Annotated in this window: 19 protein-coding genes; 2 read left to right on the forward strand and 17 right to left on the reverse strand. The window is 65.5% G+C overall.

Annotation, left to right across the window (positions count from 1 at the left end; translation table 11 throughout):
• Positions 1 to 9: 9 nt before the first annotated feature.
• Positions 10 to 1692, reverse strand: a complete 1683-nt coding sequence (locus tag ACFFJ6_RS21855) for a glutamine--tRNA ligase/YqeY domain fusion protein (protein WP_378391782.1) — start codon at positions 1690 to 1692, stop codon at positions 10 to 12.
• Between the two features lie 156 nt (positions 1693 to 1848).
• Between ACFFJ6_RS21855 and gltX the strand changes: the two genes are divergently transcribed.
• The gene (gltX, locus tag ACFFJ6_RS21860) at positions 1849 to 3270 is read left to right on the forward strand and encodes a glutamate--tRNA ligase (protein ID WP_378391784.1); all 1422 of its coding nucleotides are present in this window, start codon (positions 1849 to 1851) and stop codon (positions 3268 to 3270) included.
• Positions 3271 to 3418: 148 nt separating this feature from the next.
• A complete protein-coding gene (gene gltA / locus ACFFJ6_RS21865) occupies positions 3419 to 4723 on the forward strand; it encodes a citrate synthase (RefSeq protein WP_378391786.1) in 1305 nt (434 codons plus the stop codon).
• A 96-nt stretch (positions 4724 to 4819) separates the two neighbouring features.
• Here gltA and ACFFJ6_RS21870 read toward each other — a convergent pair whose 3' ends face one another.
• The 16 genes from ACFFJ6_RS21870 to ACFFJ6_RS21945 form a co-directional block, all read right to left on the reverse strand.
• Positions 4820 to 5500, reverse strand: coding sequence for a nucleoside deaminase (locus ACFFJ6_RS21870; protein WP_378391788.1), 681 nt, complete (start codon positions 5498 to 5500; stop codon positions 4820 to 4822).
• Between the two features lie 110 nt (positions 5501 to 5610).
• Positions 5611 to 6789, reverse strand: coding sequence for a lipid-A-disaccharide synthase (lpxB, locus tag ACFFJ6_RS21875; protein WP_378391790.1), 1179 nt, complete (start codon positions 6787 to 6789; stop codon positions 5611 to 5613).
• Positions 6786 to 7643 (reverse strand): LpxI family protein, encoded by an 858-nt coding sequence (locus ACFFJ6_RS21880; RefSeq protein ID WP_378391792.1) that lies wholly within the window; start codon positions 7641 to 7643, stop codon positions 6786 to 6788. Before ACFFJ6_RS21880 ends, lpxB begins: the two co-directional genes overlap by 4 nt.
• 18 nt (positions 7644 to 7661) lie before the next feature.
• Complete coding sequence (lpxA, locus tag ACFFJ6_RS21885) at positions 7662 to 8504, reverse strand: acyl-ACP--UDP-N-acetylglucosamine O-acyltransferase (protein WP_378391794.1); 843 nt, start codon at positions 8502 to 8504, stop codon at positions 7662 to 7664.
• Positions 8505 to 8513: 9 nt separating this feature from the next.
• Positions 8514 to 8969, reverse strand: coding sequence for a 3-hydroxyacyl-ACP dehydratase FabZ (gene fabZ / locus ACFFJ6_RS21890; RefSeq protein WP_378391796.1), 456 nt, complete (start codon positions 8967 to 8969; stop codon positions 8514 to 8516).
• Positions 8969 to 10054, reverse strand: a complete 1086-nt coding sequence (gene lpxD / locus ACFFJ6_RS21895; RefSeq protein WP_378391798.1) for a UDP-3-O-(3-hydroxymyristoyl)glucosamine N-acyltransferase — start codon at positions 10052 to 10054, stop codon at positions 8969 to 8971. The genes fabZ and lpxD overlap by 1 nt, the downstream gene beginning before the upstream one ends.
• Positions 10055 to 10082: 28 nt before the next feature.
• Positions 10083 to 12617 carry an outer membrane protein assembly factor BamA gene (gene bamA / locus ACFFJ6_RS21900; RefSeq protein ID WP_378391800.1) on the reverse strand — a complete coding sequence of 845 codons (2535 nt, stop codon included), beginning with the start codon at positions 12615 to 12617 and terminating at the stop codon, positions 10083 to 10085.
• A gap of 168 nt (positions 12618 to 12785) precedes the next feature.
• Positions 12786 to 13937, reverse strand: a complete 1152-nt coding sequence (rseP, locus tag ACFFJ6_RS21905) for an RIP metalloprotease RseP (RefSeq protein WP_378391802.1) — start codon at positions 13935 to 13937, stop codon at positions 12786 to 12788.
• A gap of 44 nt (positions 13938 to 13981) precedes the next feature.
• Positions 13982 to 15205 carry a 1-deoxy-D-xylulose-5-phosphate reductoisomerase gene (gene dxr / locus ACFFJ6_RS21910; RefSeq protein ID WP_378391804.1) on the reverse strand — a complete coding sequence of 408 codons (1224 nt, stop codon included), beginning with the start codon at positions 15203 to 15205 and terminating at the stop codon, positions 13982 to 13984.
• A gap of 4 nt (positions 15206 to 15209) precedes the next feature.
• Positions 15210 to 16058, reverse strand: coding sequence for a phosphatidate cytidylyltransferase (locus tag ACFFJ6_RS21915; RefSeq protein ID WP_378391806.1), 849 nt, complete (start codon positions 16056 to 16058; stop codon positions 15210 to 15212).
• A gap of 5 nt (positions 16059 to 16063) precedes the next feature.
• On the reverse strand, positions 16064 to 16822 hold the full coding sequence (locus tag ACFFJ6_RS21920; RefSeq protein ID WP_378391808.1) for an isoprenyl transferase: 759 nt from the start codon (positions 16820 to 16822) through the stop codon (positions 16064 to 16066).
• Between the two features lie 264 nt (positions 16823 to 17086).
• Positions 17087 to 17650: a ribosome recycling factor gene (frr, locus tag ACFFJ6_RS21925; protein WP_378391810.1), complete on the reverse strand. Its 564-nt coding sequence runs from the start codon at positions 17648 to 17650 to the stop codon at positions 17087 to 17089.
• 59 nt (positions 17651 to 17709) lie between these two features.
• Positions 17710 to 18426 carry a UMP kinase gene (pyrH, locus tag ACFFJ6_RS21930; protein ID WP_378391812.1) on the reverse strand — a complete coding sequence of 239 codons (717 nt, stop codon included), beginning with the start codon at positions 18424 to 18426 and terminating at the stop codon, positions 17710 to 17712.
• Between the two features lie 68 nt (positions 18427 to 18494).
• Positions 18495 to 19421, reverse strand: a complete 927-nt coding sequence (gene tsf / locus ACFFJ6_RS21935; RefSeq protein ID WP_378391814.1) for a translation elongation factor Ts — start codon at positions 19419 to 19421, stop codon at positions 18495 to 18497.
• A 185-nt stretch (positions 19422 to 19606) separates the two neighbouring features.
• On the reverse strand, positions 19607 to 20599 hold the full coding sequence (locus ACFFJ6_RS21940) for a 30S ribosomal protein S2 (RefSeq protein ID WP_378391816.1): 993 nt from the start codon (positions 20597 to 20599) through the stop codon (positions 19607 to 19609).
• Between the two features lie 255 nt (positions 20600 to 20854).
• Positions 20855 to 23464, reverse strand: coding sequence for a caspase family protein (locus ACFFJ6_RS21945; protein ID WP_378392265.1), 2610 nt, complete (start codon positions 23462 to 23464; stop codon positions 20855 to 20857).
• Between the last annotated feature and the right edge of the window lie 139 nt (positions 23465 to 23603).

A 23603-nucleotide genomic window follows, 5' to 3' on the forward strand; every position in this document is an offset into this window, starting at 1 on the left:
CGTGAACTATCAGCTTTTACCGCCTACTTCCTTGGCGAAGGTATCGCGTAACCCGATAGTACGGTTGAAGACCGGCTTGTCCGACGTGGAGTCCTTGTCGCGAACGAAGTACCCCTGCCGTTCGAACTGCATCGGCTCGGTCCAGTTGCCGGCCGCCACCTCCGGCTCGAGCCGCGCGTCGGTCAGCACTTCGAGCGACTGCGGATTGAGATCGGCCGTGAAGGTCGCGGCGCTCGGCGACGAATTGGCGAACAGCTGATTGTAGACCCGGATCTCGGCCGGCACCGAGTGCGAGGCCGACAGCCAGTGGATCGTGCCCTTGACCTTGCGGCCGTCCGGCGCGTTGCCGCCGCGGGTTTCCGGATCGTAGGTGCAGCGCAGTTCGACGATCTCGCCGGCGTCGTTCTTCACCACCTCGCGGCACTTGATGAAATACGCGTAGCGCAGCCGCACTTCGTTGCCGGGAAACAGCCGGAAGAACTTCTTCGGCGGCGTCTCCATGAAGTCGTCCTGCTCGATATAGATCTCGCGGCCGAAGGTAATCTTCCGAGTGCCGGCAGAGGGATCGTCGGGGTGATTGATCGCCTCGAGTTCCTCGATCTGGCCCTCCGGATAGTTCTCGATCACTACCTTCAGCGGCCGCAGCACCGCCATGCGGCGCTGGGCGGCGCGGTTCAGCTCCTCGCGGATGCAGAACTCCAGCATGCCGACATCGACCACGCTGTTGGCCTTGGCAACGCCGATGCGCTTGACGAATTCGCGGATCGCGGCCGGCGGCACACCGCGGCGCTTCATCCCGGCCATCGTCGGCATCCGCGGATCGTCCCAGCCGGCGACATGGCCGCCGCGCACCAGCTCGGTCAGCACTCGCTTCGACAGCAGCGTGTAGGTGATGTTGAGCCGGGCGAATTCGTACTGCTTGGGCTGCGACGGCACCGGCAGCTTCGACAGCAGCCATTCGTACAGCGGCCGATGATCCTCGAACTCCAGCGTACAGATCGAATGCGTCACGCCCTCGATCGCGTCGGACTGGCCGTGGGCGTAGTCATAGCTCGGATAGATCGACCAGGCCTCGCCGGTGCGCGGATGATGCGCATGGAGGATGCGGTACAGCACAGGGTCGCGCAGATTGATATTGCCCGACGCCATGTCGATCTTGGCGCGCAGGACGCGCGCGCCGTTCGGAAATTCACCGGCTTTCATCCGCCCGAACAGGTCGAGGTTTTCCTCGACCGAACGGTCGCGGAACGGGCTGTTCTTGCCGGGCTCGGTCAGGGTGCCACGGGTCTCGCGGATCTCGTCCTGAGACTGGTCGTCCACATAGGCGTCGCCGTTCCGAATGAGCAGTTCGGCCCAGGCGTAGAGCTGGTCGAAATAGTCCGACGCGTAGAAGACGTTGGAGCCCCAGTCGTAGCCGAGCCAGCGCACATCGGTCTGGATGGAATCGATGTATTCCTGCTCTTCCTTGGTCGGGTTGGTGTCGTCGAAGCGCAGATTGCAGCGTCCCCCGAATTCCTGGGCGATGCCGAAATTCAGAGCGATCGACTTCGCATGGCCGATATGCAGGTAGCCGTTCGGCTCCGGCGGGAACCGCGTCACCACGGTCCGGTGCCTGCCGGCCTCGAGATCGGCCTGGACGATGTCGCGGATGAAGTCGCGCCCTGCCTCGGTCGTTGCGTCTGCCGTGGTCATCAAATCGATCTTTCTTCCTATCGGAACCCGAGGCGGTATCTGCCAAATCCGGGGGCCCGCGCCAACCCCCGAAGGCCGCGCGGACCACTTTAGTTATGCGCCGATCCTGCTATACACCCTGCGCGCCGCTCCGGCGCGTTCCAATCCCAGTATCGAATGACCCGTCCTGTCGTCACCCGCTTCGCGCCCTCGCCCACCGGCTTCCTCCATATCGGCGGTGGCCGCACCGCCCTGTTCAACTGGCTGTACGCGCGCAAGCACGGCGGCAAGATGCTGCTGCGAATCGAAGATACCGATCGTCAGCGCTCGACCCAGCCGGCGATCGACGCGATTCTCGACGGCCTGAAATGGCTGGGCATCGATTGGGATGGCGAGACCGTCTACCAGTTCGCCCGCGCCGCCCGGCACCGCGAGGTCGCCGAGCAATTGCTGGCCGCCGGCAAGGCCTATCGCTGCTACGCGACCGCGGAGGAATTGACGGCGATGCGCGAAAAGGCGCGCGCCGAGGGCCGCACCAAGATGTACGACGGCAGCTGGCGCGATCGCGACCCGGCGGAGGTGCCGGCCGACGTCAAGCCGACGATCCGCCTCAAGGCGCCGCTCACCGGCGAGACCGTGATCGAAGATCAGGTTCAGGGCCGCGTCGCCTGGCAGAACGAGAACCTCGACGACCTGGTGCTGCTGCGCGGGGACGGCACGCCGACCTACATGCTCGCGGTGGTGGTCGACGACCACGACATGGACGTCACCCACGTCATCCGTGGCGACGATCACCTGATCAACGCGGCGCGGCAGAAGCAGATCTACGACGCGATGGGTTGGGAGCTGCCGGTGATGGCGCATATCCCGCTGATCCACGGCCCGGACGGCTCGAAGCTGTCGAAGCGCCATGGCGCGCTCGGCGTCGACGCTTACCGCGCCATGGGCTACCTGCCGGCGGCGCTGCGCAACTATCTGGTGCGGCTCGGCTGGAGCCACGGCGATCAGGAAATATTTACCACGCAGGAAATGATCGACGCGTTCGACCTGCCGGCGATCGGCCGCTCGGCCGCGCGGTTCGATTTCGCCAAGCTGGAAAGCCTCAACGGCCACTACATCCGCCAGAGCGACGATCAATCCCTCGTGACCCTGCTGGAAGACCTGCTGCACTACATCCCGCAGGGCTCGACCATCGCGGCCCGGATCAACGAGACCACCCGCGCCCAGCTGCTGCAGGCGATGCCCGGGCTCAAGGAGCGCGCCAAGACGCTGCTGGAACTGCTGGACAATGCCGGCTTCATCCTCGCGGACCGGCCGCTGGCGGTGGACGCCAAGGGACAGGCGGTGCTGACACCGGAGACCCGCGCCCTGATCGGGCAGTTAAAGGCCGCTCTCGAGGACGTTTCGCCCTGGACGGCAGCGACCACCGAGGCGGCGATGCGGAGCTTTGCCGAACAGGCCGGCCTCAAGCTCGGCGCCGTCGCACAGCCGCTGCGTGTCGCGCTGACCGGGCGGACCACCTCGCCCGGGATTTTCGACGTTCTGGCGGTGCTGGGGCGCGACGAATGCCTGTCGCGACTGGCCGATCAGGCCGCTTAGCGGTTGCAGGAGAGGCCCGCAATCGGGCCGTCTTGCGGTGCACACGGCAATAAGCTACGCATTCCGCGTGTGCTTTTAGGCCAACCAGTCTCGCTCGCATCTTCGGTGCGCCGCCGCTGGTTTCGACAACGACATCGGGGACCACACGATGGACGCAACGACAAACAACAAGACAGCAACGCTTACGGTTGGAAACAAGACCTACGATCTTCCCATTCTGACCGGGACGGTTGGCCCCGATGTCGTCGACATCGCCAAGCTCTACGGCCAGACCGGCATGTTCACCTACGATCCGGGATTCACCTCGACGGCGAGCTGCCAGTCGAAGATCACCTATATCGACGGTGACGCGGGCGTTCTGCAGTATCGCGGTTACCCGATCGAACAACTCGCCGAGAAGGGCGACTTCCTCGAGACCTGCTACCTCCTGCTGTACGGCGAGCTGCCGACCAAGGCGCAGAAGGAAGACTTCGATTATCGCGTCACGCGCCACAACATGGTGCACGAGCAGATGGCCCGGTTCTTCCAGGGCTTCCGCCGCGACGCTCACCCGATGGCGGTGATGGTGGCTTCGGTCGGCGCGCTGGCTGCGTTCTATCACGACTCCACCGACATCAACGATCCGACCCAGCGGATGGTCGCCTCGATCCGGATGATCGCCAAGGTGCCGACGCTGGCCGCGATGGCCTACAAGTACTCGGTCGGCCAGCCCTTCATCTATCCGAAGAACTCGCTCAGCTACGCGGCGAACTTCATGCGGATGTGCTTCGCCACGCCGTGCGAAGAGTACGTCGTCAACCCGGTGCTGGCGAACGCGCTCGACAAGATCTTCACGCTCCACGCCGACCACGAGCAGAACGCCTCGACCTCGACGGTCCGCATCGCCGGCTCGTCGGGCGCCAACCCGTTCGCCTGTATCGCCGCCGGCATCGCCTGCCTGTGGGGCCCGGCACACGGCGGCGCCAACGAAGCGGCGCTGCAGATGCTGAAGGAGATCGGCGATGTTTCGAACATCCCGGACTTCATCGCCAAGGTGAAGGACAAGAACTCGTCGGTGCGGCTGATGGGCTTCGGCCACCGCGTCTACAAGAACTACGATCCGCGCGCCAAGATCATGCAGCAGGTCTGCCACGAAGTGCTGGCCGAGACCGGTCACCACGGCGACCCGCTGCTGAAGGTGGCGATGGAGCTCGAGAAGATCGCGCTCAGCGATCAGTACTTCATCGACCGCAAGCTGTACCCGAACGTCGACTTCTATTCGGGCATCACGCTGAAGGCGATGGGCTTCCCGACCGACATGTTCACCGTGCTGTTCGCGGTCGCCCGCACCGTCGGCTGGATCAGCCAGTGGAGCGAGATGATCGAGGATCCGCAGCAGAAGATCGGCCGTCCGCGCCAGCTCTTCACCGGCGCGACCACCCGCGACTACGTCGAGATCGACAAGCGCGGCTGATCGCTTCAGCCTGGTCGAAAAGAAAACGGCGAACCGCCTGGCGGTTCGCCGTTTTGCTTTGTGAGGCACGCCGCGGTCGGAGCGCGTAACGCAAACTCAGTAGCGCGCGCGATCCGGGAGGTTGCGGAATTCCTGCCAGACCTTCTGCGCGTCGCTCCGCATCATCTGAGCGATCTTAACCTTACGTTTTGCGTACGGCTGCTTCATATCTGCGCCGATGTTTGAGTCGTCGAACAGGTCGGCGTAATCGGTCCACGACGCCGCAAAGAAGATCCGGTCGAGGCGCGCCCAATATGCCGTCGCGTAGCACATCGGGCAGCACTCGCAGCTCGTGTACATGGTCGCGCCGCGCAGGTTCGGCGCACCGACCTTCTTGCAGGCCGCCCGGATCGCGTTGACTTCGGCATGTGCCGACGGATCGTTGTCGCGCAACACGCTGTTGCCGGTCGCTGCGAGAACTTCGCCGTTGCGGACGATCACGGCGCCAAAAGCGCCGCCGGTCTTCTCGACAACGCCCGCCTTACGCATCAGCTCGATCGCCTGGGTCATGTGCTGGCGATCCTGCTCGGTGATCGCAGTAGCGGCCGCCGGCTTGGCCTCCGCGACCCTCGCCCCGACCGGTAACACGGCAGCGCCGAATGCCGCAGCGCCGGTCGCCAGGAAATTCCGGCGATGGACGACGGTGGCCGAAGCGAACAACGCGTCCAGCGACGACGTGGTTTGAATGGGTAGTTTGGTCACTTTGGGTGAGCTCCGGTTGCGACGATACGCGCCCACTCCGATCCGCGCGGGCGCAAATGGGAGCGTCGAGGTTTCCGGACGTTAGGGCCGACTGATTGAGAATTGATTGCAACAACGCCGACGTTACAATCGCAAACCGGCGATCGTCAGTCGTTGCCCATCACGTCCAGCACGATGTCGGCCGCGCGTGCGCTCGGGGTCTGGTCGCCCGTCGACAGGATCCCGTCGATGGTCGCAAACGCGTCGAGCTGGCGCTGCCGTGCGGGCGTGTCGGCGAGTAGTACGCGCAGTGCCGGCGCGAGCTTGGCCGGCACGCAGTCTTCCTGGATAAACTCGGGGACGACGTCCTGTCCGATCACCAGATTGGCCAGGATGACCGTGCCGGGACGTACTACGCGCCGCGCGATCCAGATCTCGACGTTGCCGGCCCGATAGGCCGTCACCATCGGCACGCCGGCGATCGCCAGCTCCAGTGTCACCGTGCCGGACTTCGCAAGTGCCGCACGCGCGGAGCGGAAGGCCGCACGCTTGTCCTGCTCGCCGACCACGATCCGCGGCTGCACGTCCCAGCTTGCGACCGCATCGCGCACCAGCGGCTCCAGATGCGGCGTGGTCGGCAACACCGGGTCGAACGCAACACCTTCACGCCTGAGCTGCGCCAGCGTTGCGCCAAATGCAGCGGCGTGGTGACGGACTTCGCTGCGCCGGCTGCCGGGTAGCACCAGCAACAGCGGCGGCTCGCCGTCGCGGCGCGCCTGCTCCTGGGCATTCGGCCGAAGCGATCCAATTTGCGCCGTCAGCGGATGACCGACGTAGGTACACGGCGGACCGTTGAGCCGGCGATACTCCGTGGGCTCGAACGGCAGCAAAGCCAGCACGTGATCGACGTAGCGGAGCATTGCCCGGGCGCGGCCGGGCCGCCACGCCCACACCGTTGGCGACACGTAGTCGATGATGGGAATCGCCGGATCGCGCGCCCGCACCCGCTTTGCGACACGGTGCGTGAAGTCGGGACTATCGATGATCACCAGCACATCCGGCTTCGCCGCCAGGACGGCATCCGCAGCACGCCGGATCAGCTTCAGAATACTCGGCAGCCGCTGCACGACAGCGGCAAAGCCGATAATCGACAGCTCTTCGATCGGAAACAGCGGGACCAGCCCCTCGCCCGCCATCGTATGGCCGCCGATGCCTTCGATCCGCACGCCATCGCCGAGCCGCGCCCGCAACTCACGCATCAGGGCACCGCCGAGACGATCGCCGGATTCCTCGGTCGCGATCAGATACACGGTCCGCACGCGATCTCGCTGCGACGCGGCCGTCATGAGCGCAGCCCAATCACGAACAGGCCGGCCTTGTCCGCGGCTTCGATCATCGTCTGAGGCTCGGCCACGACGGTGTGGCCGGCCACCACGGCAACGCCGCCGAGTTGCGCCGCGATCAGCCCCTCGATGGTCTTGGGGCCTAGCGCCGGCAGATCGAAGCGCAGGTCCTGCCCGGCCTTCGGCGCCTTCACCAGCACACCTCGGCCGGGCTTGGCGCTGATCCGGCGGTTGGCGCGAAGCTGCGCGACGCGGCGCAGCAGTTCGTCGGTGCCGCCCGTATCCTCGACCGCCACGATATGCCCCTCGATGACCACGCACCCCTGCCCGATGTCGAACGGGCTCAGCGCCGCCAGCACGGCCCTTCCCTTGGCAATATCGGCCTCGACCACGGCATCGGCGGCAGCGCGGGTCAGGCAGCCTTCGGGCATGAGCAGATCGGTGGCGACGTCCTTTAGCCCGAGCAACCGGAAGCCGTAGCGTTCGAACAGATGGCCCACGCCGGTGAGCAGATGATCGTCGCCGCCGCGATAGGCCGCCAGCACCGCCGGCAATACTCTGAGCGCGCCCCAGTCGAGCCGCAGCTCGGTCAGCGACGGCCGTACCAGCGAGCCGATGAAGACCAGATCGCGGCAGTCCTCACGCCGCAGCAGCCGCAGCAGCTTGCCGAACGCGCCGAGCCCGAGCCAATGATGCTGATAAGCCGCGACCCGCGCGGCATCGCAGGCTCCCTTCAGCGCGAACAGCACCGGCGTGACGCCCCGTGCGATCAGCGAATCCGCGACCGCGAATGGCAGCGTTCCGCCGCCGGCGATGATGCCGACCTTGTTGCCGAGTTGCGGGAGAGAGTCCGTCATGACCGGAGCACCGGCCGGTCAGGCGTCGTCGTCTTCGTTGGCGCTCGCGCCACCCTCGCGCGCCATGCACAGCGCGACGCGCTGACCGCGACCGCCACGGCCCTTGATGTCGTCGATGAAACCGACGATCTCGGCGATGGCCGGATCATCGGCCGTGCGAGGGCGTACCCGCTCGAGTCGTTCGGCAAGCGGGCCGGTGCTGTAGAACAGATCGTCGTAGAACGCGCGCACAATTCGCAGCCGCTCCTTGGTGAACTTGCGCCGGCGCATGCCGACGATATTCAACCCGGACAGCTTCGCATAGATGCCGTTGGCAAGCGCGTAGGGAATGACGTGATTGCGCAGACCGGTCATGCCGCCGATCATCACCTGCGGACCGACGCGAGTGAATTGCTGCAGCACCGTCATGCCGCCGATGAAGGTGAAGTCACCGATCTCGCAATGACCGCCGAGCGTCGCCGTATTGGCGAAGATCACGTCGTTGCCGACGATGCAGTCGTGGCCGACATGGCTGCCGGCCATGAAGAAGCCGCGATCCCCGACCCGCGTGACACCGCCGCCGCCGACCGTGCCGGTGTTCATGGTGACGTTTTCGCGGATGGTGCAGCTATTGCCGATCGTCAGCGTGGTCGGCTCGCCCTTGTAGCCGGTCGACTGCGGCGCACCGCCCAGCGAGGCGAACGGATGGATGGTGCAGCCTTCGCCGATCGTGGTGTGACCGGTGACGTTGACGTGGCCGATCAGCCTTGTGCCGGCCCCGATCTTGACATTCGGGCCGATGGTGCAGAACGGGCCGATGACGACATCGTCACCGAGGATGGCGCCGTCTTCAATTCGTGCGGTGGAATCGATGTTGCTCATCCGGTGCGATCAGTCGGCCAGCATCGCGCCGACGTCGGCTTCGGCGACGATCTGACCGTCGACCTTGGCCTCCCCGTGAAACCACCACATCGTCTTGCGGCGACCAGTCCGCGTCATATGGTACTCGACCGTGTCCCCGGGCATCACCGGCTTGCGGAACTTGCACTTGTCGATGGTCAGGAAATACACCGCGCGCGGCTGCTCGGTGCCGGTCACCGACATAATGCCGATCACACCGGCGGTCTGCGCCATGCCTTCGATCATCAGCACACCCGGATATACGGGCCGCTCCGGGAAGTGCCCCAGGAAGGCCGGTTCGTTGTAGCTGACGTTCTTGACCCCGATGCCGCTGTAGTCCTCGCGGATGTTCTTCACACGATCGATCAGCAGGAACGGGAAGCGATGCGGCAGGGTTTTCAGGATGGTGTTGATGTCCACATCCGCGAAACGTATCGGCGATTCCATCAACCCCGTCCTTCATCCCTGTCGTGCTCGGACTGAGACCCGGCCGCCTCCGGGCTGCCGGCCTCGGCCAGCCGCCGTACTGCAAGCATCTCCCGGAACCAGGTCTTGGTCGGCCTTGCAAACATGCCGCCCCAGCGCTCGCCGGGCGGCACACTGTCCTTGACCCCGGACATCGCCGCCACCTGGGCGCCGTCACCGATCACGACGTGGTTGTTGATGCCGACCATGGCGCCCAGCGCGACGTTGTCGCCCAGCGTCAGGCTGCCGGCAAGACCGCATTTCGCGGCAATCACACAATGTCGACCAATTGTTACGTTGTGGCCGATCTGGACCTGATTGTCGATCTTGGTGCCCTCGCCGATCACGGTGTCGCGCAGGCTGCCGCGGTCGATCGTGGTGCCGGCGCCGAGTTCGACATCGTTCTGGATGATCACACGCCCAGTCTGGGGCACCTTGGTGTGACGGCCGGCAAAGATGAAGCCGAAGCCGTCCTGACCGATATGACAGCCGGGATGGATCAGGACGTTGTTGCCGATCAGGCTGTGCTGCAGATGACTTCCGGCCCCAATGTTGCAATCACGGCCGATCTTCACCCCGGCGGCCAGAACGGCACCCGCCCCGACCACCGTGCCGGATCCGACTTCGACGTCGGGGCCGATCACCGCCAGCGGCTCGACGATCACCTCGTCCTCCAGCTTGGCACTCGGGTGGATCACCGCGGTCAGCGCTATACCGGTCGCGCGGAAATCCGGCTCCGGGCGCAGCGCATCGGCGTAGATCTGACGGCTGTAGGCCACGAAGGCGTGGAACGGTCGCCGGCTGCGGAGCACCGCGACATGCGACGGCACCCGGCCCTCGAACCGCGCGCTGACCAGGCAAGCACCGGCCCGCGTCGCCGCGAGTTCGCTTTCGTAACGCAGGTTCTCGAAAAAGGTCAGATGCATCGGTCCCGCCTCGTCGAGCGAGGCGATGCCAGCGATCACGTCGCCGGCACGCGCCGGATCGACGAGCTCCGCCCCCGTCGCCGTGGCAATCTCTGCCAGCGTCGACGAAGGGCGGGTTCTGAAGAATGTTGTCGAGGTCATCCTGCGGTCGCAGTCCGGACCGCGGGACTTAGAACGAAGTCCCGCCGCCGAATTTGAATTCCTGGACGCGGTCGTACTTACCCTTGGTGATCGGGATCGCGTAGTCGAACCGCAGCGGACCGAACGGCGAGGCCCAGATCAGGCCGACACCGACCGACGACCGAACCGTGTTGGTGTCGTCGTAGTTCAGACCAGCGCAGGTACCGATGTTGGTCTGCGTCGCCTTGATACAACCCGGCGCGTTGACTTCGTTGGTGACCGTCCACGACGTCGGGCCCTTGTAGTCGAACAGCGAGCCAGCGTCCGCATAGACGGCGCCCTTGAGCCCGACTTCCTTCGGCAGGAACCAGAACGGCATCTGCAACTCGACCGACGCACCCCAGTAGTTGGTGCCGCCGAGAGCGTCACCGCCGTAGCCGTAGAAGGCGTACTGGCCGATGTCACGCGGACCGATACCGTTCGGAGCGAAGCCGCGGACGAGGTTCGGACCCATCTGGAACTGGTCGAGCATGCGCAGCTGGTTGCCGCCATACGAGCTCAGGTTACCCGCCTGCAGATGGATGATGCCGACCACTTCGGACACCAGCGGCGTGTAGTACTTGGCGTCGAAAGCCGTCTTCAGGAACTTCACGTCGCCGCCGACACCCGCGAAATCCTGGCGGAAATCGACCAGCAGACCGTCGGTCGGGTTCCGGGTGTTATCGAGGGTGTTGTAGGTCAGGGTGTAGCCGACCGAGGACGTCCAGTAGGCGCCGTTCGACAGGCCGATGCGGACCGGCAGCGAGGCCTCGCCGTCGCCGTAGCAGCCCAGCGCGCCGTAGCCCGTCGGATTCGGGTTGCCCGCGTTGATGAACTGCGGCGTCGGGAAGTACCCGGCGGTGCCGAGGTTGTTGTTACAGTTGTTCAGGTACGACGGCAGGGTGATTTCCTGACGGTACAGCGAATAGCGGAGCTGCAGGGTCAGGTCTTCCCGGAGCGCGAAGCCGAGGCGCGGGCTCACGCCGAGCGTCTTGGTGCCGTACGAGATGTAGCTGTTGGCGAGTTGTTCGCGCTGATAGACGTCGAGGCCCAGCGCGACGCGATAGTCGAGCAGATAGGGCTCGACGAAGGACAGCGAATAACCGCGGGCATACTGGCCGTACTGCACGGTCGCCTTGGCGAACAGGCCACGGCCGAGGAAGTTGCGCTCCGAGACGCTGACTTCACCCAGTGCACCGTCGCTGGTCGAGTAGCCGCCCGACACCGAGAAGTCGCCGGTCGACTTCTCTTCGAGATTGACCACCAGGATGACGCGGTCGCTCGACGAGCCCGGCTCGGTGGTGATCTTCACCGACTTGAAGAAGTCGAGGTTCTTCAGGCGACGCTCGGCACGGTCGACCAGCGCACGGTTGTAAGCATCGCCTTCGGAGATGTCGAACTCGCGGCGGATCACATAATCCCGGGTGCGGGTGTTGCCGACCACGTTGATGCGCTCGATGTAGACCCGCGGCCCCTCCTCGATCGAGAACACGATCGAGACGGTGTGCGTTTCGAAGTTGCGGTCGCCACGCGGCCGAACCGTCGCGAAGGCGTAACCACGCCGCGACATTTCGATCTGCATTTCCTCGACGGACTTCTCGAGCGCCTCGGCGTTGTAGAGCGAGCCGACGTTGACGCGGGAATAGCCGCGCATCGAATTGGCATCGAAGTTCGCGATCGTCGACTCGAAGGTCACGGAGCCGACGCGATACTGCTGGCCTTCCTCGATCTTGAAGGTGACCAGGAAGCCCTTCTTCTCCGGATCGTACTCGGTGAGCGCGGCAACGACCTGAACGTCGGCGTAGCCGTTCTTCAGATAGAAGCGGCGGAGCAGATCGCGATCGGCCTCGACGCGGTCCGGATCATAGACGTCGCCCGAACCGAGGAAGCTCAGCAGATTGGTCTCGCGGGTCTTGATCACGTCGCGAAGGCGATAGGACGAATAGGCATTGTTGCCGATGAATTCGATCGACTTTACGCCCGTCTTTGCGCCCTCGTTGATGACGAAGACGAGGTCGACGCGGTTGTTCGGCTGCTCGATGATCTGCGGATCGACGCGGACGTCGTAGCGACCCGAGCGGCGGTAGATTTCGGCGATCCGCAGCGCGTCCGACTGCACCATCGGGCGCGACAGCGTGCCCCGCGGCTTGGACTGGATTTCGCCCTGGAGCTGCTCGTCCTTGATCTTCTTGTTGCCCTCGAAAGCGAGCCGGCCGATCACCGGGTTCTCGATCACGCTGACGACCAGCCGGCCACCGGCCTGGTTGATGCGCACGTCCTGGAACAACCCCGTCTCGATCAGCGCCTTGAGGCCGTCGTCGATGCTGCCCTGATCAAGCCGGCCGCCTGGGCCAGCCTTGAAATAGGAGCGAATGGTATCGGCTTCGACTCGGCGGTTGCCCTCGACCTGGATCGATGAAGCTGACTGCGCGGCCGCAGGCGACGCCGTGAGAACAGCAGTCGCCGTCGTGGCGACCGGTCCGGCGAAAAACACCAGGGCGGCAGCAAGAAGTACCCCCCGCAACACTCGCATTCCAGCATTCATGCGCAACGCGCCCTTGTCATTCCGTTGCCGGCGCGCAGCCCATGCGCCGACAGAATCCCCAACGTGCCTTGCTTGTAGACAATTTTGCCAAACCGGCAAACGTCCTTTCGCAGTGCGATTTCAATTTCATTCCAACACGTTGCCTATCGGCCACGAATTGCATCAGCGTTAAGACGAAGCCAAGTGCAGAATATCGTTATAGGTCGCGAAAACCATCAGCATCAGCACAAGCCCCAACCCAATCCGGAAGCCCATTTCCTGCGCCCGCTCCGACAGCGGACGCCCCCTCACCGCCTCGATCGCGTAGAACATCAGGTGACCGCCATCGAGGAGCGGGACCGGAAACAGGTTCAAAAGCCCGATCGAGATCGACAGCACCGCCGCCAAGTGCAGCAGCGGGGTAAAGCCGATGGTCGCGACCTGTCCAGAGATCTGTGCGATTCGCAACGGACCGCCGAGCTGGTCGGCAGCCTCACGCCCCGCGAACAGGCCGCCGATGTAGGAGAAGGTCCGGTCGATGACAAACCAGGTCTCCTTGATCCCCATCCAGAACGCCGCGGCCGGGTTCACCCGCTCGGTGGTCACCTCGCCGGCCGACGTCGAACGGCTGATGCCGAGGATGCCGAGGCGCTGGACGTTGCCGAAACGGTCCTTGATCTCGCGGAGTTCAGGCGTGGCCTTGAGATCGACCGTCGACTCGCCGCGCTGGACGGTGAAGCTCAACTGGTTGCCCGCCTCGGCGCCGACCGTGCGCTGCATGTCGAGGAAGCTATGAATCTTACTTCCGTTGATCGACAGAATGACGTCGCCCGGCTTGAAGCCTGCGGCCTCTGCGGCACTGCCCGGCTGGATGTTGTCGACCCGCGGCGACGTGCTCGGCACGCCAAACACCGCGAACAGGAAGGTGAACAGAACGATCGCAAGGATGAAATTGGCCACCGGCCCCGCGACCACGATCGCAGCCCGCGGCCCGACCTTCTTGTGATGGAAGCTGACCGAGCGCTCGGCCGCAGTCATCTTGGACAGGGAATCGGTCGACGGCGTCGAGGCTTCGCTGTCGTCACCAAAGAACTTAACGTAGCCGCCGAGCGGGATTGCCGAGAGCTTCCAGCGGGTGCCGTGGCGGTCGTTGAACCCGACGATCTCCGGACCAAAGCCCAAGGAGAAGGTCAGCACCTTCACGCCGTTCCAGCGCGCAACTAGAAAATGCCCAAGTTCGTGGAAGAACACCACGATCGTCAGGACAAACAAAAACGGCACCACGTAACCCACGACGCCGTGGCTCAACGTGTTGAACCCGTTCAGAAAAAGATCGGCCATCCCATTCCTCTCAAGCAGAACCGACGGCCCTGTTCCCCAACTCTCTAGGATGCCTTTGCGGCAATTTGAGGCAAGAGGGTGGCAGCCATTTTTCGCGCGCTATGGTCAACGGCGATGGCATCGTCGGCGCTGCTCAGCGGCGCCAGATTGCCGGCGCGCACCCAGCCATTCATCGTGTCTTCGACCAGCCGGGCGATCGCCCCGAACCGGATCTTCTGGGCGATGAAGGCGGCCACAGCGATCTCGTTGGCGGCGTTGTACACGGTCGTCGCGCCCTGCCCGGTGCGGAGCGCGTCATAGGCTAGGCGCAGCCCCGGAAAGCGCACGAAATCAGGAGCTTCGAAGGTCAATTGACAAATCTTGGCGAGGTCGAGCCGGGCGGCCCGGCCCGGGATGCGATCCGGCCAGCCAAGACAGTGGGCGATCGGAATCCGCATATCGGGGGCGCCGAGCTGCGCCACGACCGAATGATCGGCGAATTCAACCAGGCCATGGACGATCGACTGCGGATGCACCAAAACATCGATCTCGTCCGGTGAAAGTGCGAATAGATACGAGGCCTCGATCACTTCGAGCCCCTTGTTCATCATCGAAGCCGAATCGATGGTGATCTTCTGGCCCATGCTCCAATTCGGATGCTTGAGCGCCTGTGCCAGCGTCGCCTGCTCGATATCCTCGGCTGACCAGGTCCGGAACGGCCCGCCCGACGCAGTGATGATGACGCGGAGAAGCTCGTGACGATTGCCGGAGGCCAACGCCTGATACAGCGCGTTGTGCTCGGAGTCGGCGGGCAGAATCCGCGCGTTCGCCGCAACCGCCCGGCTCATGAAGAAGTCGCCGGCGCAGACCAGACACTCCTTGTTGGCGAGTGCGACCGTGGCGCCGCGATCGACCGCCGCCAGAGCGGGCTTGAGCCCGGCCGCGCCGCTGATCGCTGCCATCACCCAGTCGGCCGGCCGCGCCGCAGCCTCGATCAGGGCGCTCTCGCCTGCCCCGCATTCGGTCGATGTTCCGGCCAGTGCGGCCCGGAGCTCACCCAGCCGGGCCGGATCGGCCACCGCGACGAAGCGGGCATTGAATTCCTTGGCCAGCTTGGCAAGGCCGGAGATGTTGGCGTTGCCGGTCAGCGCCTCGACCCGATACTCCTCGGGCGCGGCACGCAGCAGATCCAGCGTGCTGTCGCCAATGGACCCCGTGGCGCCGAGGACGCTGATGCTGCGGACGCCATCATGGGCGGGGCGGTCGTTTTTCAGAGGGACTGCACTCATCGGATCACCACACCATAAGACCGCGACCAATACCATCCACCGAATCCCGCGCCATCCCGATCAGGGCCGCCAGCGCGACTGCGGCGACATAGCCATCGAGCCGGTCGAGCAGCCCGCCATGGCCGGGAATGATGTGGCTGGAATCCTTGACGCCGAACCGGCGTTTGACGGCGGATTCGAACAGATCGCCGAGTTGAGAAACGGTTGAAAGAATCGCCGCAAGGATCAGCAGCGGAACGATTTTCCCGAAGCCGGCAAGAGCGAAGCCGAACGCCACACCAAGGCTCAGGACGAGGCCGCCAATCGCCCCGGCCCAGGTCTTCTTTGGGCTGACGCGCGGCCACAGCTTGGGCCCACCGATGCCGCGACCGGCGAAATAGCCGCCGATGTCGGTGCCCCACACGATCAGAAAAATCAGCACCAGGGCGACGAAGCCGTGATCGGGATCATGCCGGATCAGCACCGAGGCGATCAGCGCCAGCGCCGCATAGCCAAGTCCGGACGCGGTCCATTGCCGCGGCTGGTCGTTCAGCACCAGGAGGCCGCCAACTCCCAGCACGGCCGCAAGGGCAGCCGGCCCGGGCTTGTCGAACATGAGCCCGATGCCGCAAACCAGCAGCGTCAGGCAGCCGATTACCAGCACGCGGAAATCGCGGGCGGCGCCTACCACCGACAGCCATTCCAGGAACAGACCAATCGCCACGGCCGTTGCGAGCACGGCCCAAATCCAACCGCCCAGATAAGCGATGGCGAGCGCGCCCGGCGCCAATACGACGGCCGCGGCGACACGCAGCCACAGATTCCGGGAGCCCTGCTCGGCCGCCGGCGTGGGCGCCGCATTGTCCTGGCTCACGCGTGTCACGATCCTGTTTTCGCGGCCAAGCCGCCGAACCGGCGTTCGCGCCGGGCATATTCGGCGATCGCCTCTTCCAGCGCCGCCTTGTCGAAGTCCGGCCAGTGAATGGGCACGAACACCAGTTCACTGTACGCCGCCTGCCACATCAGGAAATTCGACAATCGTTGCTCTCCGCTGGTACGGATGATCAGGTCCGGATCTGGAATGTCGGGCGCCTCAAGATAGCGGCCCAGCGTGTCGATATCGATCGTGGCCGGGTCCCGCGTGCCTTCGGCGACTTCCTGCGCCAACCGCTGCGCGGCCTTCGCGATCTCCTGCCGTGAGCCGTAGTTGAAGGCGACCACCAGATTGAGCTTGGTATTGTTGCGCGTGAGTTCCTGCGCCTCGTCGAGCATCGCGCAAAGGTCGCGGTCCAGCCGGTCGCGCTCGCCGATGACCCGGACACAGACCCCGTCGCGGTGCAGCGAGGCGAGATCGTTGCGGATGAATCGGCGCAGCAGGCCGAACAGGTCGACGATCTCGGTCGCCGGCCGGGTCCAGTTCTCGGAACTGAACGAGAAGATGGTCAGATAGCGGATGCCGATTTCGTTGGCGGCCCGCACGACCCGGCGGAGCGCCTCAACCCCGCGGCGGTGGCCTTCTGCCCGCGGCAGCCCCCTCGCCGCGGCCCAGCGGCCATTGCCGTCCATGATGATGGCGACATGCGCCGGAACTACGGGGGGATCCGATCGGTCGGTCGCGGTGGCGGCAGCTTTCGACATACGTCAATTCCCGAAGCGTCATCCCGCGAAGAAATACCCGTTCGACCGCCAGAACTTTCTCGGATCAATAAGTTATGGCAGAGACGATCACAAGGCTCGTTACCAGCATCGTCATCGTCCCGTTGCACTAGGCCCGATTCGCGCACCTTGGCGAATGACAATCCGCCACGTGCGATCCGCAGTTCGAGCCGCACCGGATTGCAGCATGCAATGACCGCGCCGCGACCGTCCCGGCGCCGCGCGACGCGGCGCCGAAAGGCGAGGTTAAACGGTCATGATCTCTTTTTCCTTGTTCGCGAGCAACTGATCGATCTCGGCGATTGCCGCATCAGTCGCCTTCTGAACTTCCTGATCGAGCCGCTTCTGATCGTCCTCGGAGATCTCGTGGGCCTTCTCGAGCTTCTTGATCGTGTCCATTCCGTCGCGGCGGACGTGGCGAACCGCGACCCGCGCCGCCTCGGCGTATTTGTGCGCGACCTTCACGAGTTCCTTGCGGCGATCCGCGTTGAGCTCCGGGATGCGCAGCCGCAACACCGTGCCTTCGGTCGCCGGGCTCAGGCCGAGGTTGGAATCGACGATCGCCTTCTCGACGGCTTTGACCATCGACTTGTCCCAGACCTGCACCGACAACAGCCGCGGCTCCGGCACCGAGACGGTGGCAAGCTGATTGAGCGGCATATGGGTACCATAGGCATCGACCTGCACCGGCTCCAGCATCGAGGCCGAGGCACGGCCGGTGCGCAGACCACCGAGTTCGTGCTGCAGCGACTGCGACGCGCCCTGCATCCGGCGCTTCACTTCATTGATGTCGAACTTCTCGGACTGCATGCCAGTCACTCCTTCCAGAATTCTGATCTCACGTCGCGGCGGCGGTCCGCCGGCGCACTTCAACCGGCCACGACGGTAGCCCTGCCCGCGCCGCCGAGCACGGCGCCGATCGAACCTGCCTCGGCGATGGAGAAAACGATGATAGGCAGCGAGGTTTCGCGGGCAAGCGCGAAGGCCGTCGCGTCCATCACCTTGTAGTTGCCGGCGAGCGCTTCGGAATGCGTCAGTTTGTCGAACCGCTTCGCAGTCGGATCGCGCTTCGGATCGGCGGTGTAGACGCCGTCGACATTGGTCGCCTTCAGCACTGCGCCGGCATCGATCTCGGCCGCGCGCAGCACCGCGGTGGTATCAGTCGTGAAAAACGGATTGCCGGTGCCGCCGGCCAGCAGCGCGATGCCGCCGGCGGCGAGCGTCTCGAGGGCCGCGGCGCGTGTATAGAGATCGCAGACTTCCGGCATCAGCAAGGCCGAGAATGTCCGAGCCGGTTGCCCGTGGCGACGCAACGCCTCGCCGAGCGCCAGGCAGTTCATCACTGTGGCGAGCATGCCCATGGTGTCGCCCGTCGGACGCGACACGCCGCGGGACGAGACTTCGACGCCGCGGAAGATATTGCCGCCACCCACCACCACGGCGATCTCGACGCCGAAGTTGCGCGCGGCGATCAGGTCACCCGCGACGCGGTCGATGGTGGGCTGATCGATGCCGTAGCTCTGGGGGCCGGCGAAATACTCGCCCGATAGCTTGACCACCACACGACGATAGATCGGCTCACCCATGATGCGGTCGCGTCCTCAGCGGGTTCGCTCCCGGCCGGGTGGCCGGGAGTCCGTCACGTGAAAAGCGATTACTTCTGGCCGCTCGCGGCGGCGACTTCGGCGGCGAAGTCACTGGTCTGCTTTTCGATGCCTTCGCCAAGCGCGTAGCGGACGAAGCCGGTGATCTTGATCGGCGCACCGACCTTGCCCTCGGCTTCCTTGACGGCCTGAGCGACCGCCTTGCCCTTCTCGTCGTGGATGTAGGCCTGCTCGAGCAGGCAGACTTCCTTGTAGTAGGTCTTCAGGCCGTTCTCGACGATCTTCTCGATCATGTTTTCCGGCTTGCCCTGCTGACGATACTTGTCGGCCATCACCTCGCGCTCGCGCTGCACCACGGCCGGGTCGAGACCGGCCGGGTCGAGCGCCTGCGGGTTGGCGGCGGCAACGTGCATCGCGAGCTGGCGACCCAGCGCGGCGAGTTCGTCGGTCTTGCCGGTCGACTCCAGCGCGACGATCACGCCCATCTTGCCGGCACCGTCGATCACCGCGCCGTGGATGTAGCTCGCGACAACACCCTGCGTCACTTCGAGCGAAGCGGCGCGGCGCAGCGTCATGTTCTCGCCGATGGTGGCGATCGCGTCCGAAATCGCGCCGGCGACCGTGGACGAGCCGACCGGGGCGGCGTTGATCGCGTCCACGTCGGCGCCGACCTTCAGCGCCACCTGGGCGATCATCTTGACCAGGCCCTGGAACTGCTCGTTGCGCGCAACGAAGTCGGTCTCGGAGTTGACCTCGATGACGACGCCCTTGGTGCCGTCGGTCACCGCGCCGATCAGACCTTCCGCAGCGACGCGGCCGGCCTTCTTGGCGGCCTTCGACAGGCCCTTCTTGCGCAGCCAGTCGATCGCGGCTTCGAGATTGCCGTCGTTCTCGTTGAGCGCCTGCTTGCAGTCCATCATGCCGACGCCGGTGGTCTCACGCAGCTCCTTGACCATCGCTGCAGTAATCGTTGCCATGTCGTAGGTCCTTTGCCTGTCAGTGCGCACCGCACGGCGGGAGCCGACGGCACGCGATCAGGAAGTCATCACAGATTTCGACGACCGGAGCATTTCGCGGTAGCGCGAACGCGGCGCTCCGCCTGAAAATGCACTCGATCGATGGATCAGCGCTGCGGCCGGTGAGCCGGCCGCAGCGTCGCGCCTTATTCCGCCTCGGCGGTCATGCCCTTGGCCTGGGCGACCCAGCCATCGGCGCGACCCGGCAGACCGACTTCTTCGCCGATCTGATGCGCGGTCGCCTGATCGAGCTCGGCCAGCTGCCAGAAGTGGAAGATGCCGAGGTCGTTGAACTTCTTCTCGATCGCGCCGGACACGCCGGTCAGCTTCTTGAGGTCGTCCGGGGTGCCACGCGGACCGGGCAGACCCTGGAAGCCGCTGGTCTGGGCCGGCAGGTCCTCACGGAGCGGCTGCGACGCCGCGCCGATGTCGAAGCCCGACTCGCCCTGGGCGCGCGAGATGCCGTCGATCACCGCGCGGGCGACGAGGTCGCAATACAGCGAGATCGCACGGCCGGCGTCGTCGTTGCCCGGCACCAGATAGGTGATGCCCTTCGGATCGCAGTTGGTATCAACGATCGCCGCGACCGGGATGCCGAGCCGCTGGGCTTCCTGGATCGCGATGTCTTCCTTGTTGGTGTCGATCACGAAGATCAGGTCGGGCAGACCGCCCATGTCCTTGATGCCGCCGAGCGAACGGTCGAGCTTGTCGCGCTCGCGCTGCAGCTCGAGCCGCTCCTTCTTGGTGTAGGCATTGGCGTCGGCCGAGTTCAGCACGTCGTCGAGGTGACGCAGCCGCTTGATCGAGCCCGAGATCGTCTTCCAGTTGGTCAGCGTACCGCCGAGCCAGCGCGAGTTGACGAAGTACTGCGCCGAGCGCTTGGCCGCATCGGCCACGGCGTCCTGCGCCTGGCGCTTGGTGCCGACGAACAGCACGCGGCCGCCCTTGGCGACGGTGTCGCTGATCGCCTGCAGCGCGCGGTGCATCAGCGGCACGGTCTGCGCGAGGTCGATGATGTGGATGTTGTTGCGGGCGCCGAAAATGTACTCGGCCATCTTCGGATTCCAGCGGTGCGACTGGTGACCGAAATGGACGCCGGCTTCGAGCAGCTGGCGCATGGAAAATTCAGGAAGTGCCATAGGTCTATTCTCCGGTTGTTCCTCCGGAAGCGCGTGGGCAACGAGCGATGGGACAGGACAATCCTGCCTTCCGGCCCGGTGCCACCGGACGGCGATTAAGCCATGCTTCCGTGTGAGATGGCGCGCGTTATAGCCGGATTCCCCGATAACGCAAGGTGAACCGGCCTTCCCTGCGGCAAGCTTCGACGACCGCGGCGATCCGGCCGGCCCCACCTGAAAGGTATTCGGGTCGGCCAGATCGCGCTTGCCGGCGCTTCAGCAGTTCTTTTCTTCCGGCCGGCACTTCTTGGGCGGGCCGGCCTGCCTTGGCGGCGGGGCCGCTCGCGGAGGAGCCGGCGGCGGAGCGACGTGAGGCGGCGCCGGCGGCGCAGCCATCCGCGGCGGGGGCGGTGGTGCGACGTGGGGCGGCGGCGGCCGTGGTGCAGGCGGCGGAGCCATCCGGGGTTCCGCGCGAGGTGGCGGTGCGGCGATCCGAGGCTCGGCCCGCGGCGGTGGGGCCGCTATTCGCGGTTCAACGCGCGGCGGCGGAGCAACATGCGGCGCGACGTGCATCGGCGGCGCGACCGGCTTTGCAACCGTCGGCGGCGCAGGACGCGTCACCTGCGGAGGCGCCGGCCTCCGATCCGCGGCATCAGCCGGCGGACCAGGCGGCCTTGCGGGCGTCACCACCGTCGGAGTCCGCCGCATCGCAGCGGCGGCCGCCGGGTTTCCGGTTTCCGGTTTGCCAGCCGTGGCTGCCGCCGGAGGCGGCGATTGCAGCTTTTGTCCCTGGGGTGGCGGCGCTGTCGGCGCGACCGCCTGGAGAGCGGCCCCGCCCGCTGGGCCTGCGGCCGGACCGGTCCGGCCCGCGTTCGGGGCAGCGGGAGCGCCCGGCATTCCCGGCCGAGCCGCACCAGCACCTGGGGTACCAGGTGCCGGCGGCAAGCCCTTGGTACCGGGCACTGGCAGCGCCTGCGCGCCCGGAACGGCCGCCGCTGCGGGCCCCTGCCCCGGCCGTGGCTGATTGCCCGGCGTCCCCACACCCGGCCGCCCTTGGACGGAGCTGGGCAGAGACGTGTTTGGCGTTGCGGACTGCACCGCCGGCGTGCCTTGGATCGCTGGCGACGTCGAGGGCGAAGCCGGCGACGAGGTCGCCGCTGCCGGCTGCGCCAATCGTGGTCCCTGCAATTGCACGCCCGGCCGCGCAGCGAAGCCGCCCTGCGGCACCGTGTTGACGGTGGCGCTCGGCGGCACAGCGGCCTTGCCCTGCTGGATCAGAGCCGCACGCTGCATCACCGCAGCCGGCAGCGCGGCGCCGACAGCGCCACCTGCCAAAGCCGCCGCGGCGATACCAGCCCGACTCGGTGTGACCGACGGTGCCACCCCGGGCGCCGCGACGCCCGGGGCCGACGGCGGAGCAATCAGCGGCGCGGCCGGATTAGCGGCGACAGGCGGCGGCTGGTTGATCACCTGATTGATCACCGTGGTGTTGTGGATGTTGGCGAAGATGATGTTGTTGGGCGGCGGCTGCACATAAACCGGCGGCTGCACGTAAGCGGGGATCGGCACGAACATCGGCCGCGGCAGATAGAACAGGCCGATCGGCGGCGGCGGAGGCGGCAGCACCACGAAATCCGGCGGCGGCGGCGGCAACAAATACACCGGCGGCGGCGGAGGCGGCGCGAAGTCGAAGACCGGATCGCTGAGCATCAGCACCGGCCTGTCGACATAGACGATTTCGTCGGGCGGCGGCGGCGGCACGTCGTAGTCGATCATAGTGAAGCTCGGCGGCGGCTCGAGCGCAGCGGCGAGGATCGCCAGTCGGCGACGCGCGTCCCCCGCATGAGGTCCGCGCGGATAGCGACGCAGATACGACCAATAGGCGTCCGGCGTATCAACCCGATAGGTACGGCGCCAGGTGATCGCCTCGCGTCGCGCCGCAACGATCGCCCTCACCCGCTTGGCCAGCGGATCGTTCGGATAGGCCGCAAGGAAGTCGTCGTAGGCCTGCAGCGTGTCGCGATCGAGGGCGGCCGCATAAGCCTCCTGCGCGCCGAAGTCGCGGATCGGCTTGGAGCGTAGCGTCTGGTCGACAGCAGCGAGCGGCGGCGCGTCCGGCGCACGATCGAAGAACATGAAGTTCGAGTCGACGGTCCGCGTATCCCATGGCAACTGAGCGCCCTTGGTATTTTCGTTGACGCGCAGCCGGACGCGATCGAACAGTTGCGGCAGAGTGAGGCCGCCGGTCCGGATCATCTCGGCCAGCGCCTGGGCATAGACGCCGTAGGCGCCGCGCTCGTCCGGCGCGACGGTCCCGGGCGCCGCATTGAACGCGGTCAGCATCTTCGGGTTCGGCTCGACCATCGCCAGGCCGGAGGCGACCGAGCCCGGCGGGACGAACGGCTGTTCACGCGCCAGATCCAGCACCACGATGCTCGTCTTCAACGGCAGCGAAACGAGCTGGCGCATATAGTCGCCGATCCGCAGCCCTTCGATCGGAATGTCGGTGTCGCGGGTGATCCGGGAGTCGACCGGGATGAAGTAGTTCTCGCCGGCGTACTGCACGCCGTAGCCGGCGAGATACACCGCTGCCACCGTGTCGGGGCCGGCATCCTCGGCCTTCTTCATGAAGTCGCGGAAGGCGCCGCGCAGGGTGTCACCGTCGAGATCGCGGGCGCCACTGACGTCGAAGCCGGCCGCCTGCAGCGTCTGGGCGATCAGGCCGCCGTCATTGGCTGCGGTCGACAGCGGCGCCTTGGCATAGGCGGCATTACCGATCACCAACGCGATGCGCTTTTCCTGCTGTTGGGCGAAGGCGCCGTCCGGGACGGCAATCAGCAGAACGACGAAGGCGGAGACAAGAGAAAGAAGCGGAGAAAGACGCATGATCGCGACCTGATGCATGAGCGCCATCCGCACCTGCGGATCGCCACCGCACGTAGTTCAGCGCGCCGCCATCTGAATGTCACTTGAACAAAACGCGACATCAACAAGGCAGCCGTTGCTGCACTGCGCGCGACGCCCG

This window comes from Rhodopseudomonas telluris (genome assembly GCF_042432815.1).
GTDB lineage: Bacteria > Pseudomonadota > Alphaproteobacteria > Rhizobiales > Xanthobacteraceae > Rhodopseudomonas > Rhodopseudomonas telluris.